This is a genomic window from Selenomonas oralis (assembly GCF_051603425.1).
Classification (GTDB): Bacteria; Bacillota; Negativicutes; order Selenomonadales; family Selenomonadaceae; genus Selenomonas; species Selenomonas sputigena_A.
This window is the reverse complement of record NZ_CP194411.1, coordinates 2,203,608-2,227,709: the sequence shown is the minus strand read 5'-3', so window position 1 is coordinate 2,227,709 and position 24,102 is coordinate 2,203,608. Positions and strand designations below refer to the sequence as shown.

Annotated in this window: 22 protein-coding genes; 3 read left to right on the top strand and 19 right to left on the bottom strand. The window is 43.9% G+C overall.

Annotation, left to right across the window (positions count from 1 at the left end):
* Positions 1 to 27: 27 nt before the first annotated feature.
* The 4 genes from ACRTGH_RS10585 to motA all read right to left on the bottom strand — a co-directional run bounded on the left by ACRTGH_RS10585 (position 28) and on the right by motA (position 3,820).
* Entirely contained in the window at positions 28 to 1,569 is a 1,542-nt protein-coding gene (locus ACRTGH_RS10585; protein ID WP_368846070.1) for an NAD(P)H-hydrate dehydratase, read from the bottom strand.
* Positions 1,566 to 1,946, bottom strand: coding sequence for a holo-ACP synthase (acpS, locus tag ACRTGH_RS10580; protein WP_368846071.1), 381 nt, complete (start codon positions 1,944 to 1,946; stop codon positions 1,566 to 1,568). The genes ACRTGH_RS10585 and acpS overlap by 4 nt, the downstream gene beginning before the upstream one ends.
* 185 nt (positions 1,947 to 2,131) lie before the next feature.
* The gene (locus ACRTGH_RS10575) at positions 2,132 to 3,040 is read right to left on the bottom strand and encodes a flagellar motor protein MotB (protein ID WP_368846072.1); all 909 of its coding nucleotides are present in this window, start codon (positions 3,038 to 3,040) and stop codon (positions 2,132 to 2,134) included.
* Positions 3,041 to 3,043: 3 nt separating this feature from the next.
* Entirely contained in the window at positions 3,044 to 3,820 is a 777-nt protein-coding gene (gene motA / locus ACRTGH_RS10570) for a flagellar motor stator protein MotA (protein WP_368846073.1), read from the bottom strand.
* A gap of 523 nt (positions 3,821 to 4,343) precedes the next feature.
* On the opposite strand from motA, the gene ACRTGH_RS10565 reads away from it, so the two are divergent.
* The 3 genes from ACRTGH_RS10565 to ACRTGH_RS10555 all read left to right on the top strand — a co-directional run bounded on the left by ACRTGH_RS10565 (position 4,344) and on the right by ACRTGH_RS10555 (position 7,900).
* Positions 4,344 to 5,234, top strand: coding sequence for a LysR family transcriptional regulator (locus tag ACRTGH_RS10565; protein WP_368846074.1), 891 nt, complete (start codon positions 4,344 to 4,346; stop codon positions 5,232 to 5,234).
* Between the two features lie 168 nt (positions 5,235 to 5,402).
* The gene (locus ACRTGH_RS10560) at positions 5,403 to 6,632 is read left to right on the top strand and encodes an LL-diaminopimelate aminotransferase (protein WP_368846075.1); all 1,230 of its coding nucleotides are present in this window, start codon (positions 5,403 to 5,405) and stop codon (positions 6,630 to 6,632) included.
* An 11-nt stretch (positions 6,633 to 6,643) separates the two neighbouring features.
* Entirely contained in the window at positions 6,644 to 7,900 is a 1,257-nt protein-coding gene (locus tag ACRTGH_RS10555; RefSeq protein ID WP_368846076.1) for an ATP-binding protein, read from the top strand.
* A gap of 76 nt (positions 7,901 to 7,976) precedes the next feature.
* On the opposite strand, the gene ACRTGH_RS10550 is transcribed toward ACRTGH_RS10555, so the two are convergent.
* The 15 genes from ACRTGH_RS10550 to tgt form a co-directional block, all read right to left on the bottom strand.
* Positions 7,977 to 8,222: a conotoxin LiCr95 gene (locus tag ACRTGH_RS10550; protein WP_368846077.1), complete on the bottom strand. Its 246-nt coding sequence runs from the start codon at positions 8,220 to 8,222 to the stop codon at positions 7,977 to 7,979.
* Positions 8,223 to 8,342: 120 nt separating this feature from the next.
* Entirely contained in the window at positions 8,343 to 10,148 is a 1,806-nt protein-coding gene (gene aspS, locus ACRTGH_RS10545) for an aspartate--tRNA ligase (RefSeq protein WP_368846078.1), read from the bottom strand.
* Complete coding sequence (hisS, locus tag ACRTGH_RS10540) at positions 10,148 to 11,413, bottom strand: histidine--tRNA ligase (protein WP_368846079.1); 1,266 nt, start codon at positions 11,411 to 11,413, stop codon at positions 10,148 to 10,150. Before hisS ends, aspS begins: the two co-directional genes overlap by 1 nt.
* Positions 11,403 to 12,932 (bottom strand): coproporphyrinogen dehydrogenase HemZ, encoded by a 1,530-nt coding sequence (hemZ, locus tag ACRTGH_RS10535; RefSeq protein ID WP_368846080.1) that lies wholly within the window; start codon positions 12,930 to 12,932, stop codon positions 11,403 to 11,405. Before hemZ ends, hisS begins: the two co-directional genes overlap by 11 nt.
* Positions 12,929 to 13,375 (bottom strand): Fur family transcriptional regulator, encoded by a 447-nt coding sequence (locus ACRTGH_RS10530; protein WP_368846081.1) that lies wholly within the window; start codon positions 13,373 to 13,375, stop codon positions 12,929 to 12,931. Before ACRTGH_RS10530 ends, hemZ begins: the two co-directional genes overlap by 4 nt.
* Positions 13,376 to 13,597: 222 nt before the next feature.
* A complete protein-coding gene (locus ACRTGH_RS10525) occupies positions 13,598 to 14,230 on the bottom strand; it encodes an MBL fold metallo-hydrolase (protein WP_368846082.1) in 633 nt (210 codons plus the stop codon).
* The gene (locus tag ACRTGH_RS10520) at positions 14,227 to 16,449 is read right to left on the bottom strand and encodes a RelA/SpoT family protein (RefSeq protein WP_368846083.1); all 2,223 of its coding nucleotides are present in this window, start codon (positions 16,447 to 16,449) and stop codon (positions 14,227 to 14,229) included. Before ACRTGH_RS10520 ends, ACRTGH_RS10525 begins: the two co-directional genes overlap by 4 nt.
* A 126-nt stretch (positions 16,450 to 16,575) precedes the next feature.
* A complete protein-coding gene (gene recJ / locus ACRTGH_RS10515; protein ID WP_368846084.1) occupies positions 16,576 to 18,555 on the bottom strand; it encodes a single-stranded-DNA-specific exonuclease RecJ in 1,980 nt (659 codons plus the stop codon).
* A 142-nt stretch (positions 18,556 to 18,697) separates the two neighbouring features.
* Positions 18,698 to 19,612: a protein translocase subunit SecF gene (gene secF / locus ACRTGH_RS10510; RefSeq protein WP_368846085.1), complete on the bottom strand. Its 915-nt coding sequence runs from the start codon at positions 19,610 to 19,612 to the stop codon at positions 18,698 to 18,700.
* Complete coding sequence (gene secD / locus ACRTGH_RS10505) at positions 19,602 to 20,849, bottom strand: protein translocase subunit SecD (protein ID WP_368846086.1); 1,248 nt, start codon at positions 20,847 to 20,849, stop codon at positions 19,602 to 19,604. The genes secF and secD overlap by 11 nt, the downstream gene beginning before the upstream one ends.
* Positions 20,850 to 20,920: 71 nt before the next feature.
* Positions 20,921 to 21,262, bottom strand: coding sequence for a hypothetical protein (locus ACRTGH_RS10500; RefSeq protein WP_368846087.1), 342 nt, complete (start codon positions 21,260 to 21,262; stop codon positions 20,921 to 20,923).
* A gap of 10 nt (positions 21,263 to 21,272) precedes the next feature.
* On the bottom strand, positions 21,273 to 21,983 hold the full coding sequence (locus ACRTGH_RS10495) for a SpoIIE family protein phosphatase (RefSeq protein WP_368846088.1): 711 nt from the start codon (positions 21,981 to 21,983) through the stop codon (positions 21,273 to 21,275).
* Positions 21,984 to 21,992: 9 nt separating this feature from the next.
* Positions 21,993 to 22,580, bottom strand: a complete 588-nt coding sequence (locus ACRTGH_RS10490; RefSeq protein WP_368846089.1) for a 5-formyltetrahydrofolate cyclo-ligase — start codon at positions 22,578 to 22,580, stop codon at positions 21,993 to 21,995.
* 3 nt (positions 22,581 to 22,583) lie between these two features.
* On the bottom strand, positions 22,584 to 22,880 hold the full coding sequence (gene yajC, locus ACRTGH_RS10485; RefSeq protein ID WP_368846090.1) for a preprotein translocase subunit YajC: 297 nt from the start codon (positions 22,878 to 22,880) through the stop codon (positions 22,584 to 22,586).
* Between the two features lie 93 nt (positions 22,881 to 22,973).
* Positions 22,974 to 24,089: a tRNA guanosine(34) transglycosylase Tgt gene (tgt, locus tag ACRTGH_RS10480; RefSeq protein ID WP_368846092.1), complete on the bottom strand. Its 1,116-nt coding sequence runs from the start codon at positions 24,087 to 24,089 to the stop codon at positions 22,974 to 22,976.
* Positions 24,090 to 24,102 lie beyond the last annotated feature (13 nt).

Genomic DNA, 24,102 nt, shown 5'->3' with positions numbered 1-24,102 from the left:
AAAAGGCCCAATCAGATTTGAATTATATCAATAAAGCGTTCGCATTGCCTGTGGAATATGTTCCAAAATATCTGAGGCAATAATACCGTATCCTTTTTCCTTTGCTGCCATGTCACCTGCAAGACCATGAATATACACTCCTGCAAGAGGGGCTAAACCTGCGGCGGTTTGCTTTAAAAGTCCTGCAATTGTGCCAGCAAGGACATCGCCGGATCCTGCCGTTGCCATGCCGGAATTCCCCTTGGATGTGACAAAAACCTGACCATCGGGATAAAAGATCATTGTGCATTCACTTTTAACAACAAAAACAGCATGATATTTCTGAGATGCCTTTCGTGCCGTGTCCAAAAGAGATGTCCGCAATCCTTCCACCGTAGTGTCGAGGAGGGCAGCCATTTCTCCAAGGTGCGGAGTGAGTATAGGAACAAACGCAAAATTCTTGAAAATTTCTGTTTTTCCATGAAATGCATGAATTGCATCGGCATCAAGAATCAATGGCTTCTTAACAGCGGAACAAAATTCTTGAACCATCTTTTGCGTTTCTGGTGAACGTCCCAGACCAGGACCAAGCAAGACGGCATCAAATTTTTCAGCCAAAGTCAACAAGGTTCCCGTAGCCGCGACATCTATAGCGTCTTCCGGCGTTCCCGGCAACGGAACTGTCATGACCTCGGTTAACTTCGCTTCCATCATTTCCTGCAGCGTTTCAGGAACAGCAAGAACAGATACGCCGGCGCCGCTTTTAAGTACAGAAAGCGCTGCAAGAGCCGCGGCTCCAGACATACCTCGAGATCCAGCGACGACTAAGATTCGCCCACAAGAGCCCTTATGAACATCAAGAGGCCGCGGCAAAAGTACAGATGAAACAGTTTCTTCATCGAGATAGGCTTGACGAATATTTTCATCTTCAAGTAAAAGTTTTGGTATGCCAATATCATCGACAAGAAGTTTTCCCGTAGCCGTCCCCCCAGGAGAAAGCATATGCCCGAACTTAGGCAAACCGAAAGTAACGGTCAAATCGGCCTTAATAGCTTCTGTTGGAACACAGCCTGTATCCGCCTCTATCCCCGTAGCTATATCAATAGAGATCACGGGTTTTCTTTGACTATTCACCATTCGGATCACACGTGTAATTTTTTCTTGTAAATCCCCTCTAAAACCCGTGCCAAGAATACCATCCACAACACCGTCCACAAAACGTAAGGATACTTGCAACTTATCCCAATCACGTTCCGCTTCTATCACATGGACAGGAATTCCCATCTTAATATCAATATCACGATTCAAAGCTGCACTTTTTGTCAAATGAGCAGGATTTCCCACCAAAAAAATACTGACATTTGCCCCACGATTCACTATATGACGAGCAGCCGCAAAAGCATCACCACCGTTATTGCCATTACCTGCAAGCACACAAATTTTTTTGCCAGAAAATCCTCCCAAATATTCTTCAAAAGAAGCAGCAACTTCACGGCCTGCATTCTCCATAAGAAGAATCTCCGGGATGCCGTATTCTTCCACAGCGTTCTTATCAATATTGCGCATCTCTTCGGACAAAGCGATTTTCATGCGGTACCTCCTTCCAAAACACATTGTGCAATTGCATATTCCCGTTCATGACTAAGAGAAATGAACACTTTCTGGACACCTCGCATTTCAGCCAATGAAGCATAGTATCCTGAAAGATGTACCTGAGGCGCTCCCATGGCATCAGGAAGAATTTCGATGTCAAGTAATCTTCCCCTGCGCAACCCCGTCCCAAATGCTTTAAGTACAGACTCCTTACCCGCCCAACGAACAGCATAGGCTGCTGCAGATTGGGTTCGCCGTCCATCGCAGTAGGCTTGTTCAGCCTTTGTAAATACACGCTTCCTAAAAGATTCACGTGAAACAGCTTTCTCCATACGTGAAATCTCTACAATATCTATTCCTAAGCCAAGCAACATATATCACTCACTCTCCAACTCCCAGCTAAAAATGTTGTGCATATTCAAAAGGCCGGCTTTATTTTAGGAACACATAAAGCCAGCCTTCACATCAATATTTTGCTAGGGAAACCATACAATCTGCTCTTTGACTGAAACATAGGGTCTTTCCAGCATCACCGTAAGGATCAGGGAAGCACCTATCCTTATTGTGCCGACTGAGCAGGTAGAGGTTCTTGCGGTTGGGGTATGTTTCCCGGAGCCGTCGGACGTATCGGTGTGATTACCGGCTGCGCACCAGCAGAAAGATTCGGTGCTGCATCCGGCAACTCAGGCCTCGCAACCAGTGTCTCATCGGAGGAGCTGTCCGGATTGAACTGATAGCTGCGCGCAATAAGCACCTCAACACGGCGGTTCTGTGCCCGACCTTCATCCGTTTTGTTGTCAGCGATTGGTCGATATTCACTATAACCAATAGCGCTAAACCGTGCTGGATTCAATGTAGAATTATTCGCGAGCAAGAACTTCATAAAATTCAAGGCTCTTTGTGAACTGAGCTCCCAGTTCGAAGGATACTGAGCTGTCGCAATCGGCATATTATCCGTATGTCCAGAAATCACAACTCTCTCAGGTATTTTAGCCAGCAATCCTGCAACGACAGGCCCAATTTTTTGTGATTCTCCTACAAGTTCAGCAGACCCAGAAGGGAAAAGCGCCTTTTCTTTGATACGAATCATTAGTCCATCATCGGACATCGTCGTATTCAATTCTCCTTCAAGACCATTCTGCTTAATATACTCTTCAAGCTCTTTCTGAACATTTTGCAAGGATTTCGCCTCTTGTATATATGCGCTGTTTCCCTTGTCATCCGTAGCTAAATTTTCGGCCTGCCTGCTCGCACTCGGACCCAGTTGGCTGAAAAAAGATGGCCCGCCAGTATTGAAGGCAGCACTGAAGGCTTGTGCCATCTGCGCCATTTTATTGGCATCCGTAGCGGAAATAGCATATAAGGCAATAAACGTCGCAAGAAGCAGCGTCATGAGATCGGAATAAGGCAGAAGCCAAGCCTCGCCCGCTTCTTCTTCGTGCGGTGCATGTCTCTTCTTTCGTGCCATGCCTTATGCCTCCTTCTTCAAGCCTTCGCGTTCCGACTGCGGGATGAATACCATGAGCTTTGCCTCAATAGCCGTAGGCGAATCGCCAGCTTGCAAAGAAAGAATACCTTCCACAATCATGCGCTTTTGGCTAATTTCAGAATCCGACATAATCTTGAGTTTATTTGCCCACGGAAGCCAAAGAACATACGCCGTATAGATACCAAGGATCGTTGCAACAAAGGCTGCCGCAATAGCATGTCCGACAACATTAACGTCAGACAAATTACTTAAAGCCGCAATCAAACCAACAACGGCTCCAAGAACCCCCAGTGTAGGTGCATAGGTGCCAGCTTGTGTCAGCATCAAACGCCCCAAGGAATGACGTTCCTGCATCACAGAAATTTCGGCATCAAGTACATCGCTGACAAAATCCGGATCCATACCATCAATGACCATACTGAGGCCTGTTTTGAAAAACGGATCAGAAATATCTTCCACACGACTTTCCAATGCAAGAATACCCTCACGGCGGGCAATCTGAGAAAGCTCAATAAAAAGCTGCAGCAATTCGCCTTTCTGATGCGAAGGCGGTGCCTGAAACGTCATTTTGATCAATCTTGGCAGGGTCTTCATCTCTTCCATGCGGAAAGCTGTGAGAAGACAAGCGAATGTACCGACAATAATGATCAGGAACGCTGCGGGGTTGTTCAAAGCCGTGATAGGTGCACCTTTTAAGACCATACCACCGAAAATCGCTATAAGCCCCGCGATAAGACCTATTAATGTTGATTTCTCCAAAAAAATCCCCCTCTTCCCTAATAGCAGAAGTGCAGTAGCCCCCTGCAACACCAAACACTATCTGTCTCCATCATCCACAAACGGTACAGATAGAGAAGTCTGGTGTTTTCATCCTTGTTTGCAGGCAATTACGCCAAATTGCATAATTTAGCCTACTACTTATCTCGTATATCGAAAGAAATACAAAAAAGATTTATGTATTTTATAAGGACTTTGCTTCTATTTTTGAAAAGCTCTAGTCCTGGCATTTTCTCTTTTTAATCTTTCCAATAAATTCCTCCCTTCCATTCTCTCATGAATCTCCAAACATTAAAGCATCCACGTGACCGGAAAATATCTGCAGTCACGCTATACGTTTAAGTTTACACCAGATGGGAAGAGCTGTAAAGAAACATTTTTATTAGGACAAAATATTGCATTAGATAATTTTAAAATAAATTTTTCTTATTGTATCATAGATGTTTTTGAAGTATGATGTATATAGTTAGTTTATTTTGGGATTATAGGAATGGATGGCGATAATATGGAACTCAGACAACTTGAATACTTTCAGATGGCCAGCCGCCTAAAAAACATCACACGTGCGGCTGAAAGACTTCGCGTATCGCAACCAAATATCACGGTAGCAATCAAAAAACTCGAAGCCGAACTAGGCATCCAACTCTTTGACCGCAGCCAAAAACAGCTTTCCCTCACACCGGAAGGTGCTGTATTTTTAACTCGCATAGAGCTCGCTTTGCGCAACATACAGGACGCTGTTCTCGAAGTCAACGACTATAAGCAGTTACAAAAAGGCACAATAAAAATTGGTATACCATCCATGATCGGCGCTTATCTTTTTCCAAAAATTTTTTCCAGTTTCCAACGCCAATACTCGCACCTCGATGTCTATCTTTACGAGGAAGGTTCCATGCGCATCCGTGAACAACTCGAACGCGACGAACTTGATTTTGGTATTGTGATTCTTGCCAATGCCTCATCCAGTCTACAAACTTTACCAATGGCAAAAAGCCAAATCGTTGCTTGCCTTCCCAAAAAGCATCCACTGGCAGCAAAAAAAACGATTTCCCTGCACGATATCGAAGACGTGAATCTCATAATGCTGAAAGAGGGTTCTTTCCTGCGAAATCTTATGTTGGAAAACTTTAAACAAGAGGGCATCACTCCGAATATTGTACTTGAATCAAATCAGATTGAAACAATCAAAGGGCTCATTGCAAGCGGTGCCGGCATCGCTTGCCTGCTTGATTTTATTGTTGAGGATACCCCGGGCATCATTACGTTGCCTTTTGTCTCCCCTGTATTTGTGGATGTCGGACTTGCTTGGAAAAAGGATCGTTATGTTTCAAAAGCAGCTCAAGCCTTTATCGACTTTTGTCAAAACACGCTGAAAAAAGAGAATAAAAAAACCTAAAAAGAGAGGGCAGCATCTTCTACGGAGCTGCCCTCTTTTTAGGTACTTGAAAAGTCACTGAGCGCCAAAAAATATTATCCATCTGCAAAAATTTCTAAGGAGAATATGTAAAAGTATGCTAAAATATTACCGTCTAAAACGAAGACAATATAACAGGAGGTTTTACATATGGCCTATATCAATGAAAATTATTTAAAATTGCCTGGCAGTTATCTGTTTCGTGAAATTGCTCATCGCATCGCTGTTTACAAGGAAAAACATCCAACAGCCAATATCATCTCGCTCGGCATCGGTGATGTAACACAACCCCTTCCTTCCGCTTGCATTGAGGCAATGCATAAGGCGGTTGATGAAATGGCGGCCATGAAAACCTTTCATGGCTACGGGCCCGAGCAAGGATATGATTTCCTCATTGAAAAAATCATAGATAGTAATTTTGCAGGACTCGGCATCGAACCCGACGAGATTTTTATCTCAGATGGTGCCAAGAGTGATTGCGGCAATATCCAAGAAATCTTCAGTGAAAATGCAAAAATAGCCATTGCCGATCCGGTTTATCCCGTCTATCTTGACACAAACGTTATGGCAGGGCGCACCGGCACATTGCAGGAAGATGGCTATTTTTCCGGCGTTGTTTATCTGCCTTGTACTGCAGAAAACAATTTTATTCCCCGATTGCCCCAAGAGCATGTAGACATCATATATCTCTGTTCACCAAACAACCCAACAGGCACAGCTATGACACGCGAAGCGTTAAAAAAATGGGTTGCTTATGCGCGCGAAAATGAATCCATCATTCTTTTTGATGCTGCTTACCAAGCTTTTATCACGGAAAACGACATCCCACATTCCATCTTCGAAATCGAAGGTGCAAAGGATGTCGCTATTGAATTTCGTTCTTTTTCCAAAACTGCAGGATTTACAGGCACACGTTGCGGCTATATCGTTCTACCCAAAAGCGTGAAGGGATTTACCTCCAACGGAGAGAAAAAAAGTTTCAACCCGCTTTGGAACCGGCGTCATACAACGAAATACAACGGCACCTCTTATATTGTACAACGAGGTGCCGAAGCCATCTTCACCCCCGAAGGCAAAAAGCAAACGGCAGATACAATCGCCTACTATCTGGAGAACGCGCATATTATCCGGGAAGGAATTTCTTCCATTGGTCTCACGGCCTATGGCGGAATCAACGCCCCTTACATCTGGCTCAAGGTGCCGGACGGTTTTTCCTCTTGGGAATTTTTCGATAAGCTTCTCATTGAAACAAATATAGTCGGTACTCCAGGAGCTGGATTCGGTCCCTGTGGTGAAGGATACTTCCGCCTTACGGCATTTGGTCAACGCGAAGATACCGAACGTGCAATTACACGCCTCAAAGAGAATCTTTGTCTTTAAGGGGATTTATCATGCTCAAACCTCAACTTCAAAAACTTACAGTTTGTCGTCCCATACTAAACGATGATCTCATCACACTTCTTCAGCACTCTTTGGAAAACCCCGATGAGCCTTCCCTCCCTTACGAATTCACGGCGAGAATTATCGAAAAGGCAGAAGAACTCGGTCTGTCAGGCAATCTTATACGTGCTTATTTCATCTATATTCTTGCCTATACGGAAACGATTTTCTCCCGTATGACAGAACGTACAAATGGCAACATAGGTAAAAGCCTGCGCCAGGCTTTCATAAAGGACATGGGCACCCTCTCTCCTTTTTTCCAGGGGCAGGCAAGTGCCATATTGCAGACGGAACTTCTGGACAATTATGAGCCTACAGAAAAACGCATCCATGAATCGCTTGATTTTCTCTACAAAGTCATGGAAAAAGCTGATACAACAGAAAAAATGACACATGCTTTCCTGACCTTTTATCATCGTTACGGTTATGGGGATATCTCCAGCTGCAAGGCTTTTCGCTGGGTAGATAAGCGACACGAGCTTAAAGGCATAGAATCTTTCGAGGACTTCTCCCTTTCGGACATCATCGGTTATGAGCATCAAAAAAAACAGCTGATCAACAATACAAAAGCATTTCTTGCTGGGCGCCCCGCCAACAATGTCCTGCTCATTGGTGCCCGAGGAACCGGTAAATCATCTTCTGTCAAAGCCCTCGCCAATGAGTATTTCGGGCAGGGTCTTAGGTTATTGCAAATCACAAAAGCACAACTTACAGAGCTGCCGCACATTCTCACTGCACTCAGAAAATTTTGCAGCAAACGATTCATCATCTTTCTCGATGATCTCTCTTTTGATGAGTTTGAAACAGAATACAAATACTTAAAATCAGCTATCGAAGGAGGCGTTGAATCTTGCCCTGCCAATGTCCTGATTTATGCAACCTCTAATCGCCACCATCTTATCAAAGAAACATGGCGCGATAGAACACAAGAACAAGACGAGCTTTACCGACAAGACAGCATGAACGAAACGGTATCTCTCTCCGATCGTTTTGGTCTTGTCATCACTTTCCTTTCGCCTGATCAACAACAATATCTTGCAATCATTGACCACTATCTTCAGAAGGAGAATATTTTTTTAGAACCACAAGAACTTCGTATTTTGGGACATCGTTGGGAATTGGAGCATTCTGGACGCAGCGGTCGTACCGCACGCCAGTTCGTAACACATTATCTCGGACAAATACGGAAACAAAAAGCTTTGCAGTAAAAGAAAAACCTCCCGCCACATCGCAAAAGCGACTTTGGCGGGAGATTTTCTTTTGCCCACAAATACACTTCTTCACTCACTGACGACCACGGCGATAATAACAGTAGCCATCATCGTCACAATAAGCATCCTCATGGTCGCTATAAGATCTGCCGCATCCACCTCTGCCCCTGCCATAATAACCGTTGCAGTCACTGCCGCAATGGTAATATTGCTGCACGCTGTCTGTACCACTCATATGCAAATGGTTTCCGGCCGCAAAAACTGAAGACGCCGCAACAATCAACATAGCAAAAAGCGACGCACAAAACATCTTTTTCATAGAAAGCATCTCCTTCCATATCCATTTCTTTTATTATAATTCAAAACAAAAAGTTTGTCTATTTAATGTGCCTAAAAACAGAGTTGGGTCATAGACGTTTCAAGTACGTGATACAGCAGCTTACTTTTTTTCATCCTTTTCTTTTTTGACAGCTGTCGAACGAACAAAGAGTTCTTTGAGCTGCTTAATGTCAACTTCAGAAGGCGCCTGCGACATGACATCAGAAGCACTCTGTGTTTTAGGAAAAGCGATGACATCACGAATGGACTTACGTTTCGCCATGATCATGACGAGTCGATCCAAACCGAAAGCTATTCCGCCATGCGGCGGCGTACCATATTCGAATGCATCCATCATAAAACCAAATTTTTGACGTGCCTCTTCTTGAGTGAGTCCAATTACCTCGAAAACCTTTTCCTGCAGGTCACCACGGTAAATACGTAAGCTTCCACCACCAATCTCAACACCATTCAACACCATATCATAAGCATTGGCTTTTACACGCCCCGGATCAGACTGAAGACATGCAAGATCTTCGTTACGCGGTGCAGTAAACGGATGGTGCATAGCCTTCCAACGTTTTTCTTCCTCGTTGTACTCAAACATCGGGAAATCCGTAACCCAAAGAAACTTCAATGCATTGGCATCAATGAGATTCCTGCGCCGCGCCATTTCAAGACGCAATTCACCCAAAGCTTGTGCAACAACCAATGGTTTGTCTGCAATAACCAACAACAAATCCCCTGTTTTCGCATGGCAGGCATTCTTTATTGCTTCAAACGTTTCATCTTGATAGAACTTCTTGAAAGGTGATTTTACACCTTCTTCCGTATACTGAATCCAAGCAAGACCTTTTGCACCATAACCTTGCACATACTGTACAAGTCCATCAAGCTCACGACGTGGAATATTCGCATAATCCTCGACATTAATGACTTTTACCTGACCGCCATTTTCGAGAACAGATGTAAAAACTTTAAAATCCGATCCCTTGACATATTCCGAAATGTCCATAAGTTCCATACCAAAGCGTAAATCAGGCTTGTCCGAACCAAAACGCGCTATCGCTTCATCCCAATTCATGCGAAGGAAAGGTGTTTCGACTTTGACAGCAAGAGTCTTTTCAAAAAGCTCTGAAATAAGCCCTTCCATAAGCGTAAGAATATCGTTTTCATCCATGAAAGAGGTCTCAATATCAAGTTGCGTGAACTCCGGTTGCCGATCAGCGCGTAAATCCTCATCACGGAAACAACGCACAATTTGAAAATATTTTTCAAATCCGGAAACCATAAGGATTTGCTTGAAAATCTGCGGTGACTGCGGAAGGGCATAGAATTTTCCTGGGTTCAAGCGGCTCGGGACAAGAAAGTCACGTGCGCCTTCCGGTGTGCTTTTGCACAACATTGGCGTTTCAATCTCAAGAAATCCGTGTTCATCAAGAAAATCACGCATAATTTTTGTCACACGATGGCGCAATAAAATATTCGCTTGCATTTCCGGACGACGCAAATCAAGATATCGGTATTTAAGGCGCAATGTTTCATCTACATCAATGTTATCTTGAATATAAAATGGCGGTGTTTTGGCCGCATTCAAAATACGAAGCTCCTCGCAAACAATCTCGACGGTTCCCGTCTCCATATGTGGGTTGACCGTATCTTTTGAGCGTGCACGCACTTTACCTCGTACGCCAATAACAAATTCATTGCGCAAGGTTTCTGCCTTGTGGAATGCCTCTGTCCCCATGGCAGCTTCATCATAAACAATTTGCACAAGTCCAGAACGGTCGCGCATATCGACAAAGATCAACCCGCCATGATCTCTTCGCCTCGATACCCAGCCCGAAAGAACAACCTCCTGACCCACATTCTCTTCGCGCATTTCGCCGCAATGGTGTGTCCTTTTCATACCTTCCAACGTTTCCATCAATTCTTCACCCCAACACTTAGCATAGGAATCAACTCTTCAAAAACAATCTTTTTTTGCTCACTGGTTTTCATATTCTTTAAAGTGATCGAGGTGTCCTTCACCTCATCCTCACCAAGGATGGCCACAAAACGGGATTTTTTCTTGTTTGCCTGTTTCATCTGCGCCTTCAGGCTGCGCCCGGCAAAATCCATTGCCGCCGCAAGACCTGCTGCACGAACTTTCTGCATGAGTTTGAAAGAAGTCTTTTCCGCTGCTTCACCCAAAGCAACAAAAAAGACATCAACATACTCCTCTATCTCTGGCAGAAGCTCCTGTTTTTCCAATGCCAGAAGCACTCGTTCCAAACCGATGGCAAAGCCAATACCGGGTGTAGCATCTCCACCAATTTCTTCAACAAGTCCATCGTAACGTCCTCCGCCCGCCACCGCGCTTTGTGCACCAAGCGGTGTATATTGTACCTCAAACGCAGTTTTTGTATAATAATCAAGCCCCCTGACAAGATTGGAATCCAGTTCAAAAGGAACATCAAGTTCCTTGAGATAAGACTGCACCTTATCGAAATGCGCTTTACATTCGTCACAAAGACAATCTGTGATCCGCGGTGCTCCTTGTGAAAGCGCGTGGCAATGCTCGTTTTTACAGTCCAGAATACGCAATGGGTTCCGTGCAAAACGGGACTGACAATCCGTACAAAGCTCCGCCATTTCAGGACGGAAAAAAGCTTGCAGTTTTTCGCGATAAGCAGGACGGCACTTGGGACAACCAACAGAATTCAAATGCAAGACCAGCGCCTCGAGACCCAATGAGCGAAGGAATTCAATTGCCAACAAAATGATTTCCACATCAACAGAGGGATTTATTTCGCCCAGCGCCTCAACACCAAATTGATGAAACTCACGATAGCGTCCTGCTTGCGGTCTGTCATAACGAAACATAGAGCCCATATAGAAAAGTTTTACAATAGATTCTGCAGCATAAAGCTTATTTTGCAGATAAGAGCGCACTGCTGATGCCGTATTTTCCGGTCGTAACGTAAGACTACGGCCCCCCCGATCAGGAAACGTGTACATTTCCTTTTCCACAACATCCGTGGTTTCTCCTATGCCACGCAAAAAAAGTTCCGTATGTTCGAAAATCGGTGTACGAATTTCGCGATATCCGTAACATCTACAGATATCACGAATCCTCTCCTCCAAATAAAGCCACTGAGCAACCGTGTCGGGCAAAATATCCTTTGTGCCGCGCGGTCCATTAATCAACACGTTTCCCATCCCCCTGTTTCCCATAGGCTTCCGCCAAAAGATTGGCTCTTTTTATCGTATAAAGTTCAACATCACGCAAATAGGTATCGAGATCCTTGGCATTAAATGACGCCTTTAGTCGTTTCGTACGGAAATTCATAATTTTGCTCGTCGCAGCACAACCTATGCCAAGAATAGTTTGGTGCTCATCCATGATTTGCATATTATACATACTTTCAGCTCCAGGACGAGCACAACCAACATTTTCGAGCTGACCACTCATATAGCCCTGTCGATAAAGATAATATGGAAAATACCCTGCCGTCAAGACTTGGTTCATCGTCACATGAAACATCACTTGTACTTCATCATCCGCAGGAAGCTCATAATCTTTCAGATTCATCTTAAGTTTCGAACCTCGTTTCAAGGCAAGCGAATGAAGTGTCAGACTATCCGGATTGAGTGCAATGACTTGATGTATTGTATCACTTGCATCCCAGCGTGTTTCACCCGGCAAGCCGAGAATAATATCCATGTTGATAGAAAAATCTCCATTTTCACGGAGCAAGTGAACCATATGCACAATATCCTGTGGCGTATGAGCACGCCCAATACGCTGCAGCGTACGCTCCTGCATTGTCTGCGGATTTACACTAACGCGACTGACACGATGCTGCCGCATAGACAAAACCTTTTCAGGAGTTATTGTATCCGGTCGCCCCGCTTCTACGGTAAATTCTCTTGTACAGCTCCCGTAAAAAGCCTCTTCAACAAGCGTAAGCATTCGTTCAAAATCCAGATTGCTAAGGCTCGTGGGCGTTCCCCCTCCGACATAAATGTTCTGAACCTTTAAACCATATTGTTTAATTGCCGCCTTAGCAGCGAGGAGATCTTTTACCCATGCCTCAAAAAATACAGAAAGCTTTTGAGATTCCGGTAAGATATAAGCAGGAAAAGAACAGTAAAGGCAACGTGAACGACAAAAGGGAATACCAACATACACACTAACCGTCTTTTCATCGGAGGTCTGTAAGAAAGAACGCTGCCGAAATGCCATATCCGTCATATAAGACGCTTTTTCTATTGATACTTCATAATCCTCCAGCAAACGCCCAATAATGGCCTGTCGATTAAGACCTGCCTCAATGTAGCGATGTACAATTTTTGTAGGACGAACACCATGCAAGATGCCCCATGAGGCTGCAGGCATAGAAAAATGCGTACAAAAGAGACGGTAGAGATTACGCTTAACAAGGCGGTGGATGGCAGCCATTCGCTTTTCATCCTGCCTCGCTATGCCTGTTTCGGAAAAACACCGTTCCTCCCCCGTCTCATCTTCGGCAATAAGTTCTGTATACACTGAAGGCGCCGCCCCAAAATCAATTTTATGCCGCACGGAAATCCGTTCATAATCAACCGTTTCCTGTCCCGTCTCCCCTTCCTCTTCCAGCACATGGATTTTGAATAGATCCCTAAGCTCCTTCACAAGTTTAACAATAACTTCTTCCTTGCGATCTAGCACAAATCGTCGAACAATCAATGCCTGCGGCACTCCTTGCAGTAACCAAACAACTTGACCTGATGGTCCTCAATCTGAAAATCGCACTCATCAGCAACCTTTTTCTCAAGATTTTCCAACAAATCTTCCGAGAATTCTATGACCTTGCCGCAATTTAAGCAAATCAAATGGTGGTGCTGATGTTCTCCGGGATTCAAATCCGAAATCTCATAACGGCTGCATCCATCTCCAAATTCCATCTTCTGAAGGAGACCAAGTTCAACGAGCAATTCCAAACTGCGATATACTGTGGCCAAACCAATCTCTGAATGATTGGCACGTAAAATTCCATGCACATCTTCTGCGCTGATATGCTCACCTGGACGATCCATGAATACCTGCAGCACAATTTGACGCTGTGGTGTCATTTTGTGTTGACGTTCCTGCAGTCTTTTTCTTAAGACCTCCATTGTTATTTTAGCCATGACCATACTCCTTTACCATCATGCACTTACGCAGAAAGCCCGAAAAATTTGTCAAAAGTATAGACAATCTATCGACTTTCAAACAAAACGTACTCAAAGCAAACATAACCTCTGCAATCATTTTACAGTCTATTGTAACAAAAAGCACACAAGAATACAAATGCCTTTTGTCTTGTAAAGAACCTGGTTTCCATCAAAATCTTTCATTAACGACCATTTGACCTAGCAAAAATTTAGATAAGGATTACATTGTTTTTCATAGCCTACGGAAGTTGACGGCCCATGGCCACAGTAAACAGGAAGCGCTTCAGGCAGCCCCATAATTTTCTCGTGCAAAGAGTGCAAAAGCTCTTCCATAGACGCACCCGGAAAATCGGTCCGGCCAACAGAACCGGCAAAAAGGGTATCTCCGCTAAAAAGTCTGTCCTCCAATAAATAACAAACACTGCCGGGAGAATGCCCCGGTGTGTGAAGAACCGTAAGTTTTATATCACCAAAATTCAAGACCTCACCGTCATGCAATAACACATCAGCAGGACGTGTCACAATAGGCATTCCCATAAAAGCAGATAAATTAAGTTTAGAATCAGAAAGCATGGGTGCATCCGCTTCGTGAACATAAAACCTTGCACCCGTCTTATCACGCAAGAAATCAACGGCGCCAATATGATCAACGTGAGCATGTGTGTTGAGAATAGCAATCAATTCTATCTTTTTATCTTCAAGATATCGCAGTAATATTTCACCATCACCACCAGGATCGATTGCAACACCCAGATGATCTTTTTCATTATAGAGAATATAACAGTTGACACCCAGAGAGCCAACGACAAACATTTCCATTTCCAGGTTCATATTTCATCATCCTTTGCCGTCGCGCCCAAAGAACGCGAAACACTATAGACATCTTTCATACGACGAATCTTTGTCATGATTTGAGCCACTTGTTGGGAATTCCGTACATCCAATCCCAAATTGACAACAGATGTTTTGTTCGATTTGTTAGGTTTCGCCGTCAAGGATGTTATATTGATGCGCATTTCTGCTGTCAGTGCAAAAAGTGCTGCCAACATACCTGTCTTGTCGTTACAAACAATATCAATCTGCACCGTATACACCTTGTCAAGACCAACATCCCAATTCACCTCAATAACGCGAGAAAAATCCATATCGTTTATAAGATTGGGGCAATCTGAGCGATGCACGGAAACACCGCGTCCTCGCGTGATATAGCCTGTAATGGGATCGCCAGGTATCGGATTACAGCAACGCGCGAGACGTACGAGAAAACCATCTTCTCCTTCCACAAGAACACCATGGCTCGTTTTTTTCTTATGTTTTTTCAAAGGCTGCTTAAGTGCATGGAGCATTTGGGAAATATCCGGCGGTGTTGCCTTTTGCACCTCTTGTTTGTGCATATCGATAAGTTTCGACATAATACCGTTAAGCGCTATCCCGCCATAACCAATCGATGCAAGCAGATCATTTACTTGCGGGATATTAAGTTTTTGCGCCACAAGGGAAAGACGCTCCGGTTTTAATATTTCTTTTGGTTCATATCCGAAGTGTTTTGCCTCTTTTTCCATCAAATCCATGCCGCGCGTAATATTTTCTTCCTTACGTTGCTTCTTGAACCATGAACGTATTTTTGTTCGCGTTTCTGAAGAAGCCACCATATTAAGCCAGTCGCGACTAGGACCATTATTGGATTTATTCGTTATAACGGAAACAATATCGCCATTTTGCAATTTATATTCCAACGGTACAATCTTGCCGTTGACCTTCGCCCCCACGCAATGGTGTCCCACTTCTGTATGGATCCGATATGCAAAATCTATAGGAATCGAACCCTTAGGCAAATCTATTACGTCACCTTTAGGAGTAAATACAAAAACTTCGTCCGAAAAAACATCGACTTTCAGAGCCTCAAAATATTCCCTCGGATCGTCCAATTCATGCTGCAGGTTCACCATCTGGCGCAGCCAGGACATTTTCTGATCATATTCCCGTGTAGCGCCAACACTCTTCCCTGCTTCTTTATATTTCCAGTGTGCTGCAACACCATATTCCGATACCTTATGCATTGCAAACGTACGAATCTGTATTTCAAGCGGATATCCACGGCAAATAACTGTTGTATGCAAAGACTGGTAACCATTGGATTTCGGCATGGCAATATAGTCCTTAAAACGCCCCGGCAGCGGTTTCCACATCGCATGAATGATACCAAGCACACCGTAGCAATCCTTGACAGAATCAACAAGCACTCGCAGCGCTGAAAGATCATATATCTCACTAATATCTTTATTGTCACGCTTCATTTTTTTATAAATACTATAAAAATGCTTTGCACGCCCTTGAATATCAGCAATCATATGTGCTTCTTCCAATTTTTCCACAAGCAATGCATGTGCTTCATCAATAAAAGCTTGTCGTTCCTGCCGTTTTTGTTTCACACTTTCCACAAGATCATAATAGGCTTTGGGATCAAGATATCGTAAGCAAAGATCTTCAAGTTCCCATTTGATATGTGAAATTCCCAGCCGATTGGCCAGAGGTGCGTATATTTCAATTGTTTCACGCGCAATACGCTGTTGTTTTTCTTCGCGCATGTACTTGAGTGTACGCATATTGTGCAAACGATCTGCCAGCTTGATCATAATGACACGAATATCTTTCGCCATCGCTAAGAACATTTTGCGATAACTCTCAAGCTGCTGTTCTTCCTTAGATTTATATTGAATACGGCCAAGTTTCGTCACACCGTCAATCAGCATGGCAACTTCATCGCCGAAGCGTTCACGCATCTGTTTGAGTGTGTATGTCGTATCTTCCACCACATCGTGCAGAATGGATGCACTGATTGTAATATCATCAATTTGCAGTTCCGTAAGAATTTTCGCTACAGCCAAAGGATGGACGATATAATCTTCACCCGAAACGCGTTTTTGCCCCTTGTGTGCGGCATCCGCAAGATCGTACGCTTTTTGAATCAGGGCTGTATCTGCATTCGGTTGATAGCTCTTCACTGTTTCCAGTATACTCCCTATCGTTACCGGATTCACTTCGTTCATTCCACTCAACCCTGCTTTCCTCAGAGTCACTCATTAGACTCCGCGATTTTATTCTGTGACATACATTATACACTATTACACAAAATTTTTGACCCCAAAACATATTTTCATTATCAATGAAAAGCATCATAACGAATTTCCCTCGCGGAAAATTCTCGACTTCTGCAAATCCATTTTTTCCTTGGGCGGCGGCAGCATGATGTAGCACGTATCACGATGACGCAAAAGTCCGAGCTCTTCAAAAATTGCCAATGATTTCTGAAATGTAAAAAGATTGATCTTAGGGAAAAACTGTATATATCTCTCAAAAAGCCGTTCCATATCTAGCGTCAACTCTTTTCCCTGCCTCTCTTCCCCCAGTAAAAATCGATAGACAGAGGCAAGAATTTCTCGATCAGGGTACCTTTTCTCAGCCTTTGCAAGAGAAAAATCCTCCATCATGAGCTGCAAACTGCGTTTTTCTTTCCATACATGATATTCCGGAAAATAAGCAATATCTATACGCTCTCTATTTATGAGCGATGCCTTATCTCCCTGTCCCCATGCCAAAACATCAATGCTCGATGTGAGCCCATCAATCGTGAACTTTAAATGTTGGCCTTCTTTACCAATCTGACGTGCGTAATTGCCACGAGCACCGTGACAAGAAAAAAGCGGTTTTGGATTTCCCATGCCATAGGGTTCAAGCAGTTTAATTTCAGACATCAACCGATCAGAAATTTTATCTGGCGGAAGCTCTAATTCTATGTCCAAGATTGGAATATAGTCTTCTTCCTGCAGCACAGCTTGCGCATATATTTCCAATTCTTCACGAAACGCAGCAATATCTTCAGACCGGATTGTCAGTCCCGCCGCCTGTGCATGCCCGCCAAATCCCTGCAAAAGTTTTTTACAGGCGGTAAGTGCCTCAAACATATGAAATCCACGGATACTGCGACAAGACCCCTTGCCGAGGCCGGAACTCTCCGAAATAATAATCGTTGGACGATAATATCTTTCTACAATACGCGACGCCACGATGCCAATAACGCCGGGATGCCAATTTTCACCGTGCAGCACGAGCACATGGGCCTTTTTTATATCGATTTCTTCAACCTGCTTCTCTGCTGCTTTAAGAATTTCTTGTTCAATGACCTGACGTTCCTTATTTGCCTCATCCAGTTCCCTTGCTATCACTTGCGCCTTATCCCAATCTTCTTCCAAAAACAATTCGACTCCGCGACAAGCGGTGGAAAGACGTCCTGCCGCATTTAGTCGCGGCGCAAGAACGAAACCAATATGACCTGCCGTAATTTCCTTATTTTGAAGTTCTGTTACAGCTAACAAGGCTTGAAGTCCCGGCCTGCTTGTTTGCGCCAACCTCTTCAGCCCCAACTGTACAATTTTTCGATTCTCACCAAGAAGAGGCACGATATCAGCAACTGTTCCCAAAGCCACTATTTCAAGATCGCCCTCAAAGGACACACCTTTGCATTTTTTCCATAGTGCCTGGCATAGTTTGAACGCCACGCCTACACCTGCAATATTCTTATCGGGATAATTACAATCTACACGATGCGGATCAATGACAGCAATAGCTTCTGGAAGCTTTTCTCCCGGCAAGTGATGGTCGGTGATAATGAGATCGACCTCGTCTTGTATAGCAGCAGCTTCCTTAATTGCAGAAATGCCACAATCCACAGTAATGATTAGATCTGCACCTTTTTCAATAATTTCATCCAAGGTTTCCGTGTGCAGCCCATAGCCGTCTTTTTGACGGTGCGGAATGAAATATTCCGCCAATGCACCCAATTTTCGCAAATTGCAGCAAAGAAGCGATGTGGCCGTTATACCATCAACATCATAATCTCCATATATAAAAATTTTTTCTTTTTGCTTAATAGCTTCCTCAACACGTGCAACAGCCTTGTCCATATCTTTCAATAAGAAGGGGTCGTAAAAAGGTTGTTTCTCTGGATGCAAGAAAGCTTTGACGGCTTTTTCCTCTTCAATTCCACGATGCAGGAGCAATGTTGCCGTAAACGGGGTAATACCGATGCGTTGTGAAAGTTCAACGGATCTTGTCGACTCATCCGGCAAGAGTTTCCATTTTTTTGCATACTGCATACCCATCCTCCTTCCTTTCATTTATTGTATGTATCCTATCAGAGTCATAATCTGTTTTAGAAAAATATTCCACGGAGTAAAAAACCTCCCAAAGGGGAGGCTTCCACTATTATGTATTTACGCAACATCCCATTTGTTTGTCTTATTTTGCCGCAGCAGTTCTTCTTGCTGCACGCTGCTTTTCTGAAAAGTTTCGCAGAATGACCCAAATGGGACTTGCAACAAAAATAGACGAATAGCAACCTGCAAAGAAACCGACAAGAAGCGCAAAGGAAAAATCCTTTGTTGTATCACCGCCAAACCAATAAAGCGCGAATGTCGTGAAAAGCACCGTGCAAACCGTATAAATAGAACGAGTCAATGTCTGATAAACACTGGTATTTACCAAGGCATTGATATCGCCGCCCCGTCTGAAGTGCAATTTCAAGTTTTCACGAATACGGTCAAAAATAACAATGGTATCATTGATGGAATAGCCGACAATTGTCAAAAGTGCTGCAACAAAAGAGGAATCTACGGAACGTTGTGTAAGTGAAAAAACACTGAGCACAATAAGGATATCATGAACAAGCGCCAATATAGAAGAAATCCCGAATTTAAATTCAAATCGATACGAAACGTAGAGCACAATCATGACCCAGGACAACACAAGAGCCCATATGGCATTCATAATAAGCTCCGATCCCATCGTTGCTCCGACTTTTTCCTCGCGCAAAACATCATAACTTCCAAGCACTTCTTGCAAAGAAGCCATCACTGCCTTGCGTTCTGTTTCCTCGAGGTCAACCGTACGAATCATTACAGTGGGTGCTGCTTCCGCATTTGCCGTATCACCCGAGAACTGTATCGTACTATTATCAAGAGAATACTCGCGCAGAACATTGCGAACATCTGCCAATGTTACATCATGCTGGAAACGCAGTTCAATAATCGTACCACCGGTGAAGTCTATGCCAAGATTGAACCCTTGTGTAAACATACTGACAATGCCAGGAATAATCACACAAAGCGAAATAGCAAACCATATTTTCGTATGTTTTACGATATCAAGCCTCATCTTTTTTCACCCCGCTGTTCAACCCAAATCCCGTTGCGCCATAAACGCCAGGACTCTTGCAGATGTTCGAGGCAATGAGGAGCTTCAGCATATACTGCGTAAGCGTAATTGCCGTCAACATACTAAGAACAACTCCTAAGCCAAGGGTAATGGCAAAGCCTTTGATTGTTCCCGTACCAAAAAAGAAGAGAACAAGCGCCGCAATAATCGTCGTGATGTTTGAGTCAAAAATGGTTGTAAAAGCACGTTTAAAACCAGCATCCATCGAAAGACGCAACGTTTTTCCCTGACGATATTCTTCCTTGAAATGTTCAAAAATCAACACATTGGCATCAACAGCCATACCTATGGAAAGAATAATACCTGCCACACCCGGTAAAGTCAATGTCGCATCCAACATTTTCAAGATGAACAACAATGCGATGACATAAGCCATGAGACTTAAATCTGCGACAAGTCCAGAAAGACGATAAAAGACAACCATAAAAAGAAGAACTGCTGATATGCCAATAACAAAAGCAAATTGGCTCTTATCCTTTGAATCCTGTCCCAACGTCGGCCCAACAGTACGCGTTTCGATAATATTCACCTTAACCGGTAAAGCTCCGCTTCTGAGAAGAACTGCAATTCTATGTGCTTCTTCCTGTGTATCCTGTCCTGTAATCTCGGCTTTGCCGCCTGTAATAGGTTCGCGTACATTCGGAGCCGTCAAAACTTCGCCGTCAAGTAGAATAGCAATACGTTTTCCTACATTTTTTGTTGTTAAATCGGCAAACTTTTTAGCTCCCTCATCCGAAAATTCAAGATTGACAACATACTGATTCTGCTGATTCCTTGCATCTTGGGCATTTTTGAGATCCGTCCCTGTCATGACCGTATTGCCGGCCTCATCTTTGAATTCAAGCATAGCCGTTTTGCCGATAACTTTAATAGCTGCATCCGGATCCTTGATTCCCGGCAACTCAATGATAACACGCCTTTCGCCTTGACGCTGAATCAACGGTTCTGTGAGCCCGAGTTCATTGACACGTTTCTCCATAATCTTGACAACGCGCTGCATCGCATCTTCATTGACCTGCGCTTCCGGCGTGTCGACTGCTTCGAGCACAACATGCGTACCCCCTTGTAAATCAAGACCTTGCCGTATAGAATTCGCCAACGGCGAAACAAAAGCAAAGAACACGCCCACGATCACCGTGATGACCGCAAGCAATTTCAGTAAAACGTCTTGTCTCAACTCTTTCCATCTCCTCTGACAAATATGTTGCTCTCACTCTGCCCAGACAAATCTTTTTCTTCGTGCAGCCTTTAATGGCTTTTGGTATGAAGGAATTGAACGACCTTATCCAAAACTTCTTCCGCCGTGAAATTATCCGTCTGCAGATATAAATCTGCATGGATTTTCGCGTCTGCCAGTCTCCCATGCTGCACAACAAGTCGTTCTTCCGTCCAAAAAACACGGCGGCGTTTCTTTATTGCCGGAAGTGTCGCATCAATCATCACGAGAACATCTGGATGATGCTTATTCCAGAAATCATGAATACAGGAATGTTCCTGCGCTACATTGTAAGCATCAAACCCTGCTTTTTTTAAACCGTTCACCAAGGTAGTCTTACCCGATGCACAAACACCAACAACAGCAATTCGCATAATCTCTTCCTCAAAAAGGATACGAAGCAGAAAGCTGCTCAATTTTCGGCAGTTCCGATGAGCTCTCCGCAAGCCCCATCGCAACAACGGTCATATCATCCCCAGCCTTCTCTTTATCAAGTAAAAGTGCATATTCCAAAATACTTTTCGCAATGAAATCACAATCTTCTGGGGAACTACTCTCAATTATAGATATAATCTTCTTCATGTCCATGACTGAACCCGTATATTTTTTTCCGGCATGGGCAATCCCATCCGTATACGAAACAAGAACCATGCCCGCAGAAAACGGCAGTTCATACACAAGCGGTTTCATATGACGATTGACACCGATCGGTGAAACACTATCATCGTAAACCGTCAGATATTCTTCCGTTTTGACAATGACGGGACAGTTGGAATTACGGCTAATGACGACGGTCTCTGACTCAAGATCGGCACTTAGTACCGTCAAGGTACAAGAAACCTTCTTGTCCTTCATTGCATAAAGATAATCATGCACGGCTCGCGCTACAGCACCATCCCTCGCACCATCCGCAATAAGAGAAGCTGCCTTGTTCACTACCCAACTGCTCGTATGATGCGCTGCTAAGCCATTTCCCTGACCATCAGCAATAACGGCAGACAGGCCGCCATAGGGCCTCTCCACAATATCAAAACTATCGCCACAATGCTGCATTGCATATTTATTAATTTTTGCCATACCCACTCGTATTTTCATCAAGATATCTCACCCACAAATTATTGATTCTTTTTCCGTAACAATCCGGTGCATCAGCACGTCATGGTCTTCCATCGGTATGTCGTCCATAATCTGACAGGAAAAGGCCACGGCAACACGGTATGCCTGCGGTGCCTTTTCATAAAAAAAACGATCATAATAACCACCACCATGTCCAAGTCTTGCACCTTTGCGGGAAAATGCCACCCCTGGAACGATAACACAGTCAATTGTTTCCGGAGGCATGAGGATACGTGTCCCTACTCTTGCAGTCAAAATGCCAAAGGCATCCGGCACAAGATCGGATAAATTCCTCACCCGTACCGCATCCATCACTCCCCGATTTGTAATAAGAGGCACCGAAACTTCTTTTCCTTCGTTTAATGCCTCCTGGATGAAAGCAAGCGTTTGTACCTCATTTTCCATCGACACAAAACAAAAAATTTGTTTCGCCTGTTCATAACAGATAAATCTTTTTACCTGTTCCCATATCATTTCGCTAAAAGTTTGTTGCACGGAAGGCAAAAGCTCTCTACATTTGTCCAATACTTGGACACGCAAAACTTTTTTCTTCTGAGCTGTTTCCCCTTCAATCATGATTTATTCCTTTTCGGAACGCTCTTCCGCGGAAACATTTGCATTTATAGAGGCACGCGAAACTTCGATTTCTACATGCTCGGCAATTTTCAACTTAACTGTCGTATCCCGTACTTCAGTCAAAACCCCAAAAATACCGCCGATGGTAACGACACGATTGCCGCGTTTCAATCCATCAAGCATTTCCTTACGTCGCTTTTGTTCCTTGCGCTGTGGTTTGATAATCAAAAAATAAATAACCAACACCATAAAAACAAGCGGACCGTATGTATAAAATACATTCATCATATTAGCATCCATAATATCCCCCTAAACAGAAAACCATCCCATATTCATACAGTTTTTCATTCGACACTTCTGTCGTTTTCCCTTTCATTGTAACCGGAAATTTCATCACCTTCTATAGCTGCGATAAAATTTTTCTCGAAACTCACCAAAGCGATCTTCTAAAATAGCCGCACGCATTTTTTTCATGAAATCTTGCAAAAAATAAAGATTATGCAGCGTCAAAAGTCTCAAACCGAAAATTTCACCTGCACGCACAAGATGGCGAATATAAGCGCGCGTAAAACCATTGCGACAAGCATAACAGCCGCACCCTGAATCAAGCACTGAGAACTCTTGTGTATGAACAGCGTTTTTTATCACGATCCGGCCCTGCCATGTCATTGCCATGCCATTACGAGCTACGCGTGTCGGAAATACACAATCGAACATATCAATTCCATGCAGGACGCCTTCCATGAGATAATCCGGCGTACCAACACCCATCAAGTAGCGCGGCTTATTTTCAGGGAGGAGTGGTACTGTGATTGCCAGCATCTCGTACATGATTTCTTTTGGTTCGCCGACACTCAATCCTCCGACAGCATAACCCGGAAAATCAAGCGTTGTCAGTTCCTCTACGCTTTTTCTGCGTAAATCCTCATACATACCGCCCTGTACAATAGCAAAAAGCCCTTGGTTCTCGCTGGTCATTGTTTCTTTGCAGCGTTTCGCCCAGCGTGTCGTTCTGTCTGTAGACCTTTTTGCATAATCATAATCAGCAGGATAAGGCACACATTCATCAAAGGCCATAACAATATCTGAGCCAAGAGCCATTTGCACTTCCATGGAAATTTCAGGTGAAAGAAATTTTTTCGCACCATCAATATGGGAACGAAAAATAACACCTTCCTCTGTTATCTTTCGTAACTCGCCAAGACTAAATACTTGAAATCCTCCGCTGTCTGTCAAGATTGCTCTGTCCCAATGCATAAAACGATGCAATCCACCGGCCTCGCGAACAAGCTCCATTCCCGGGCGCAAAAAAAGATGATATGTATTGGATAAAATAACGCCAGCGCCTAGCTCTTTGAGTTCATCAGGCGATACCCCTTTAACCGATGCCTGCGTTCCTACAGGCATAAAAATCGGCGTGGGAAAGCTCCCGTGAGGCGTATGCAAAATACCGGCTCGCGCCCCTGTTGTCTTGTCTTTTTTTATCAATTCGTATGTAATGGCTGCCAAACGTACCATACCT

What these genes read in the sequence shown, in the direction of transcription:
- ACRTGH_RS10585 (WP_368846070.1), bottom strand. Translation starts at nt 1,569, where the DNA reads ATGAAAATCGCTTTGTCCGAAGAGATGCGCAATATTGATAAGAACGCT.
- ACRTGH_RS10555 (WP_368846076.1), top strand. Translation starts at nt 6,644, where the DNA reads ATGCTCAAACCTCAACTTCAAAAACTTACAGTTTGTCGTCCCATACTA.
- ACRTGH_RS10500 (WP_368846087.1), bottom strand. Translation starts at nt 21,262, where the DNA reads ATGCGAATTGCTGTTGTTGGTGTTTGTGCATCGGGTAAGACTACCTTG.
- ACRTGH_RS10575 (WP_368846072.1), bottom strand. Translation starts at nt 3,040, where the DNA reads ATGGCACGAAAGAAGAGACATGCACCGCACGAAGAAGAAGCGGGCGAG.
- ACRTGH_RS10495 (WP_368846088.1), bottom strand. Translation starts at nt 21,983, where the DNA reads ATGAAAATACGAGTGGGTATGGCAAAAATTAATAAATATGCAATGCAG.
- ACRTGH_RS10520 (WP_368846083.1), bottom strand. Translation starts at nt 16,449, where the DNA reads ATGAACGAAGTGAATCCGGTAACGATAGGGAGTATACTGGAAACAGTG.
- secF (WP_368846085.1), bottom strand. Translation starts at nt 19,612, where the DNA reads ATGAGGCTTGATATCGTAAAACATACGAAAATATGGTTTGCTATTTCG.
- ACRTGH_RS10565 (WP_368846074.1), top strand. Translation starts at nt 4,344, where the DNA reads ATGGAACTCAGACAACTTGAATACTTTCAGATGGCCAGCCGCCTAAAA.
- ACRTGH_RS10560 (WP_368846075.1), top strand. Translation starts at nt 5,403, where the DNA reads ATGGCCTATATCAATGAAAATTATTTAAAATTGCCTGGCAGTTATCTG.
- ACRTGH_RS10550 (WP_368846077.1), bottom strand. Translation starts at nt 8,222, where the DNA reads ATGAAAAAGATGTTTTGTGCGTCGCTTTTTGCTATGTTGATTGTTGCG.
- recJ (WP_368846084.1), bottom strand. Translation starts at nt 18,555, where the DNA reads ATGCAGTATGCAAAAAAATGGAAACTCTTGCCGGATGAGTCGACAAGA.
- yajC (WP_368846090.1), bottom strand. Translation starts at nt 22,880, where the DNA reads ATGGATGCTAATATGATGAATGTATTTTATACATACGGTCCGCTTGTT.
- ACRTGH_RS10525 (WP_368846082.1), bottom strand. Translation starts at nt 14,230, where the DNA reads ATGAACCTGGAAATGGAAATGTTTGTCGTTGGCTCTCTGGGTGTCAAC.
- acpS (WP_368846071.1), bottom strand. Translation starts at nt 1,946, where the DNA reads ATGTTGCTTGGCTTAGGAATAGATATTGTAGAGATTTCACGTATGGAG.
- aspS (WP_368846078.1), bottom strand. Translation starts at nt 10,148, where the DNA reads ATGGAAACGTTGGAAGGTATGAAAAGGACACACCATTGCGGCGAAATG.
- ACRTGH_RS10530 (WP_368846081.1), bottom strand. Translation starts at nt 13,375, where the DNA reads ATGGCTAAAATAACAATGGAGGTCTTAAGAAAAAGACTGCAGGAACGT.
- ACRTGH_RS10490 (WP_368846089.1), bottom strand. Translation starts at nt 22,580, where the DNA reads ATGATTGAAGGGGAAACAGCTCAGAAGAAAAAAGTTTTGCGTGTCCAA.